Below are 6,017 nucleotides of genomic sequence, written 5' to 3'. Positions count from 1 at the left end.
GCAAAATGGCACAGGCAGCAGTTGGTGCAGGAATACAGCAGGCAGCTCAGAACATACAGAAGTTTTATCTTGACCTTGCTCAACAGACAATTCCAATTATAGAAATTCAGGCAACAAGAAATGTGACTTTAGTAGTAAGCGAAGGCATTGAGTTAGAGATTAAAGAGTATAACTTTAAAAATTAAAAGAGGATAAGCTTGTGAGAACAAAACTTCAGGAAGGTGAAAGCTTAATATACATAGCTAAAAAACATTGGATAGTTTATTTAATAGGATTATTTTTAGCTATAGCAATTGTTTTAGCAGCAAGCTTTATTAAACAAACCTTTTTGGGAATTGTTCTTGGAATTGTCGTTATGCTTTATATCCATCTTGAAAGGAAATTTAATATTTGGGTAGTAACCAACAGAAGATTTATTGATGAAAAAGGGATTGTGATTTTTTATTCAAAAGAAACTCCAATTGATAAAATTAACAACATCACTTGTTCTAAAGACATTCTTGGCAGAATGCTTGGTTATGGTGGAGTGTTTATTCAGTCTGCCGCTGAGCTTGGACTTACCAAGGCAAATTTAATTTCAAAACCTGAAATGCTTCAAGCAGCAATAATAGAGGCACAAAATCAGTTTGTAACTCAAAATATTATTCCATCTGATACAGCACCTTGCCCTATATGCAAGGAATTAATAAAGAAAGACGCTCTTAAATGCAGATTTTGTGGAACTGTTTTGGTTGAAATGACAACAGAAAAGGTTTTACAACAAACAGTTGATACAACTTTTGATCAGAATACAACAGACGAACAAAAAGAGAGTTATGAGGGAGCAGATGCTAAGGGAAATAACACTAATAATACAAATCAAGAAATATTTGAAAGGAGAGGAAAAATATGGAGACCTTAATTAAGAAAGGAGCAAAATTTTTACTTTTAGCAGTTTCAGCAATAACTTTTGGTTGTGCATCAGCTATGAATCCTTACAGTGAGAACTTTACATGCCCATTAATGGAAAATGGCAAATGCGTTTCTATTCAGCATGCCTATCAGGAATCAGTAACAGGAAAACCAATCACTCTTGAGGAGCAAAAGTCTAAAAAAGACCAGACACAGATGGAATATTCTCCTGTTGAAGATGCTTACAAGGATGCTTTATTTACAAAATTATCTCAACTTCTTAAAGATCCAAAAACTCCTTTAATTGCACCTCCCAAAATTGTAAGAGTAATGATACTTCCTTATCAGGATACAACAGGTAAAGAATTTTACTCTGCAAGATATGTTTACACAATTGTGGATGAACCTCAATGGATATTACAGAACTTAAAGAGTTTGCCTTTAGAAGATGAGGTTAAATAGAGCCCTTTCAAAGTCCTTATCCAATAATGATACTTGAATGTACCCTATATATAGAGAGAGGAATTCTCTCTATATATTTTTTCTGAGGTGATGCCATGGCATTAATAAAAAACATAACCGCAATTATTCTTGTTGTTTCTCTAATTTTTCCACCTTTTGCTTACAGTGGTTGGTTGGATAATTGGTTTGATCAGCAGGTATCATCAGGACCCAACTACTTTGAAGGGCAGAAAAGAGGATACTTTACTGCAGGTTCATTTAGTGCAAGAATACCGTCATCAACAGATTATCTGTTTAGCATAGAAGCACCAAGACTTAAAGCAGGTTGTGGTGGTATAGACGCTTTTCTTGGTGGTTTTGGTTTTACCAATTTTGATTATCTTGTGCAGAAGTTTCAAAGGCTTATTCAGGCAGCACCTATTGTAGCGTTTCAAATTGCCTTAAACACATTAAGTGCACAACTTGAAGGTATAGTAGGTAAAGCAGAAGATATAATCAATGCTTTAAACTCTATTCAGTTAAACGAATGTGCTATGATGAAACCTTTTACAACAATAAATTTAGCTAAAAATGATGTAGGAAAGCAATTTACAGATGCTGCAGAAGCAGCAATTAAAACAACAGGATTAACTGATTTATACAACTCTATTACTGCAAAAGGTGCAAGTGCAACAACAAAAACAAATCAAACTCCTTCTCCATCTGAACAGTATGCAGGTTGCGGAACTGAACTACAGGGAATAATAGACAACTCAGGTGATAACAAAGGAGTAATTGGGTATATTGCTCAAATAGGTGGATATGATAGCCTTGCTCCTTTGATAAGAGGAATGATAGGAGATTTAGTTATAAAAGCAGGCCCATCTACCATATATGGAAGTTTAACGCCTTCCTGTGAAGAAAATGCCTTTGGTGCTTTTAAAGAAGGAAAACTTTTCAAAAGGGATACTCCTTTTACTCAGGGATGTCAGTCTGATTCTGTTCAGTCTTTTAGAGACAAAGTAAGTCAATATCTTATAGATGCAAATTTAAAATTAAAAACAAAGCAACATCTAACTACAGAGATGGAAAATATGTTTAAAGTATCACCTTTACCTGTTTATAACTTTATAAAGTATTCAAGTATGACAGGAGATACTTCTATTTTACCTGCAATGGCTGATCCTGTTGCTAAAGGAATGCTTTATCAGGCTTTTTTGGATGTGTATATAAACCTTTACAAAATATTGGGGAAAATGGAAGCAGTATCTTACAAAACGAATGGTAGTGATCCTGATAAACTTTGTAACATTGAACACATAAGAGAGAAAATGTTGCAGTTAATTGCAAGAGCACAAACATTTTATGAATATGCAAGGTCTACTTATGCGGCTGCCCTTGAGGAAAATAAAACCACAGTTGAGATAGCGTTTACTTATAAAAATTTTGAAGATTATGTATATAAACAGTTATCTGAAAGATTTTCTTCCTCATTAGCACAAAAAGTTTTAGGAAGGTAACATGAGAATTAAGCTAAATATATTTATACTTTCTGCAGTAATTTATTTTGCTTTACCTTCTGTTTCAGATGCAGCATGGGAGTATATTACCCATGGTGGATATGATGCTGCAGTTAATGCCTGGAAAAGAACTGCACTGATATTTAGTGACAATGGTTATAAAGGCTTATTTATTTCTGCTATTGTTCTTGGTGCAATAACAATATTTGCTTCAACTTACATTAGAATAGCAATAGGAGCAAGAGCAGGTGGGCTTTCGTGGGCAACACCTGTAATTGCAGGAATGGCAATTTATGCTGCGTTTATTGCACCAAAGGATAAACTTATCATTTATGATGAGTTACTTAATAGAGGTCCTGAGGAAGTAGATGGAATTCCTTTGATACTTGCAACTTCAGCAGGAATGCTCAACAAAATTGAAAAAGGTTTTATAGACATAGTATCTACAAGTTCAGATCCTGCATCTGATTACAGATTAAATGCAGGAGGAACTGGTTGGGCATTGTTAGATACAGTTAGCGTAACTTCTTTGTTGTCTCCAAATGAGTTTTCAACAATAAGTAGATTTGTTTTAGACTGTGTGTATTTTGAACTTAATAGAGAAGGAACAAATTTAGATTTGAACAAAATAGCCTCAGGGGAACAAAAATATGATACCATCATAATGGAAAGTGCAAATCCTGTTTTATACACAGTTGTTTATACAGATAATAGTGTAGGAACAACAACTACTTGTTATAATGCTGCACAACAAGTAGCATCTATAATAAATACTGCTAAAATAAATCAAGAATCTTTAAAAACAATATGTTCGTCAAGAGGATTTAACTCAAGTGGAGCAAGTTTAAATGCTTGTAGTAATTTAATGGAATCTACGCTTCAATATACTTTGCCCAATATATCATCAGGAACAGGGTTAGCTTTGTATAATGCACAAAGAATAATGGCTGAAATTTTTTTAGATGCTTCGAATTCAAAATCTCCTTCTGTCTCTATTTCTAAGTTAGCGACAAGTCAAACTCAATCTCAGTTTATAGGATTAGGAGTTCATGCAAATTCGTGGATACCTGTTTTAAAAGAATCTCTTACTTCAGTAGCAATAAGTATTACGCCTCTTTTACTTCTTTTTGCTGCTACACCTATTGCGGGAAGGGCATTATCGCTTGTTTTAGGCATGTTTGTATGGCTTGCATTATGGGGAATAATAGATGCAGTTGTACATGGTTTCGGAATGGATTTGGCTCAACAAGCATCTCAAATGATGCGAGCAAACAGTTTAGACATAGGCTTTAAAGCAATGTATATGTGGCCAGATTATACTGCGAGAGTAGCTGCAACATTTGGAGCACTTCGTTGGTCAGGGCTTATGCTTGCCTCTGTAATATCAGGCATGCTTGTTAAATTTGGTGGTACTGCACTCGCCATGCTTGCAGGTTCTATCTCAGGAATGCCACAAAGCAGTGGTGCTGCTTATGGTAGTAGTCTCCTTAAGAATGCAGGTGGAGTATTACAAAGTGAGATTTTGCCGACTCAGACATGGTCTAATGCAGCTGCTGCGATGGGTGGTTCCAGAGCATTAATGAGCGGGCTTGCAGAGAAAGGAGCGGGTGAATTAAGAGGACAGGCTATGTTTGGAAGTAGACTTGGAGCGAATAGGATAGCACAAGCAACAGAGGGAAATTTATTGAGTGGTGCAGCGAGTGGAATAGCAACATTAAATGCTACTAATAGACTGGGGTTTGACAATGTTGTTAAAGGGCAGACAGCAAGTTTAGCTGAACAGTACGCAAAAAATATTTCTTTATATAATAAAGGTAACGGAATAGAAGGAGCAATAATTCGTGGTGATACTTCTGGAGAAATGCATGTTGGTTCTTTCCCAGGTATAGAAGATAGACGACAAGTTCTTAGCAATGCTGCACTTCGAATAGTATCTTATGGGAAACTTTCATCATTTGAAAGTGGAGGAGGAAAAGTAGTTTCTTATGGAAACGGGAAAGGATATGTTCAGTTAGGTAGCGGTGCAATTGTATTTACTGATGGAGGAAACAATTATGCATTATTAGGCATGGACGCACCGGTTAGAAGTTCAATTAGTGAAGGAGTGGCTTATAAGCAATCAGCACAGGCGTTAAGAACTGATCAGACAACTAAAAAATTTGCAGATTCTATAATGAACAAGTGGTTTGATTCAACTTCGGGAGAATATAGAGAACAAACAGGCGAACAGTTTAGAAATGTGTTTTCTCAATCATTTGGAGAGAGACTTGCTTCAAGTGAAAGTTTATCAAAAACGCTTGGATTTAAAAAGAATGAGATTTCTAATTGGCAAATTGATGCTTCAGGAGGTATGGGAATAAGTTTTTCTGGGCCAAATGTTCGTGGTAATATTGACTTTAAAACAGGAGTAATGACAAGATATGACAAGTCTACAGGAATAGAAAGCAAATCACAACTTACTTCAGAACAAATAAATGAGATAAAAACTGCTTTTGAACAAGCAAAACAGGAAGGATGGGATTATGTAGTATCTAACAGAAGTGGTTTTGAATATGTTAGATCAAAATCAAAAGAATTTTCTTACAATGTATCAGAGTCAATTGCACAACAATTTGAGAAATCTAAGTCTTTTGGAGAAAATCTTGATTTAAATTCTCAAAACGCAATTTTCCATCAATACGTTCTTGCAAGATATGGGGCTGTTAATGTTGATACCGTAGCTCAGGCAGATTCTGATTTGCGAAAAATGTCTACTGCAAAAGATTATGGCGAATTATGGAAATACATAAATAAACCTATTACAGGAGTTAATCCTCAAGAAGTAGAAACCCAAATTCAAACAATTGGAGATGCAGTTTATAAAGAAGGTGCCGGATTATCAGGACAAAAGCTTGTTAATCCGACAGGCAATCCTGAGTCAGTTAACTCTGGCGTAAATTTAAATATCGAAAGACCTGATTTTGGTTTTGTTAAAGGTAAAAAGCAGTCAGTTCATAATTTAGTAGAACGATTTAATAATACTCATGAAAATACAGGTGCATTAGGATTAATGATTGTAAATGAAGCAGAAAGGCTTGCAGGACCTGTAGAAGTGTTAACCGGATATAATCCATTACAAAATAAAAATCCTCTTAATTTAAAAAATGAAAAATTTAGGTGGTGATT

Annotated in this window: 4 protein-coding genes and 1 pseudogene; all 5 read left to right on the top strand. The window is 35.2% G+C overall.

The genetic code is table 11. From position 1 onward, the window contains the following. Nucleotides 1–185: pseudogene (locus tag QI155_RS10510) on the top strand (conjugal transfer protein TraB); the annotation flags it as partial. 14 nt (nt 186–199) lie between these two features. Beyond that, entirely contained in the window at nt 200–901 is a 702-nt protein-coding gene (locus QI155_RS10505) for a PH domain-containing protein (RefSeq protein WP_281321592.1), read from the top strand. After that, the gene (locus tag QI155_RS10500) at nt 889–1,353 is read left to right on the top strand and encodes a TraV family lipoprotein (protein ID WP_281321591.1); all 465 of its coding nucleotides are present in this window, start codon (nt 889–891) and stop codon (nt 1,351–1,353) included. The genes QI155_RS10505 and QI155_RS10500 overlap by 13 nt, the downstream gene beginning before the upstream one ends. A 95-nt stretch (nt 1,354–1,448) precedes the next feature. Next, on the top strand, nt 1,449–2,852 hold the full coding sequence (locus tag QI155_RS10495) for a conjugal transfer protein TraH (protein ID WP_281321590.1): 1,404 nt from the start codon (nt 1,449–1,451) through the stop codon (nt 2,850–2,852). Nucleotide 2,853: 1 nt separating this feature from the next. Continuing rightward, nucleotides 2,854–6,015, top strand: coding sequence for a conjugal transfer protein TraG N-terminal domain-containing protein (locus QI155_RS10490; protein WP_281321589.1), 3,162 nt, complete (start codon nt 2,854–2,856; stop codon nt 6,013–6,015). The last annotated feature ends 2 nt before the right edge of the window (nt 6,016–6,017 follow it).

Source organism: Thermodesulfovibrio sp. 1176 (assembly GCF_029946585.1).
In the GTDB taxonomy this organism is placed as follows: Bacteria; Nitrospirota; Thermodesulfovibrionia; order Thermodesulfovibrionales; family Thermodesulfovibrionaceae; genus Thermodesulfovibrio.
This window is presented reverse-complemented; position numbering and strand designations above follow the sequence as displayed.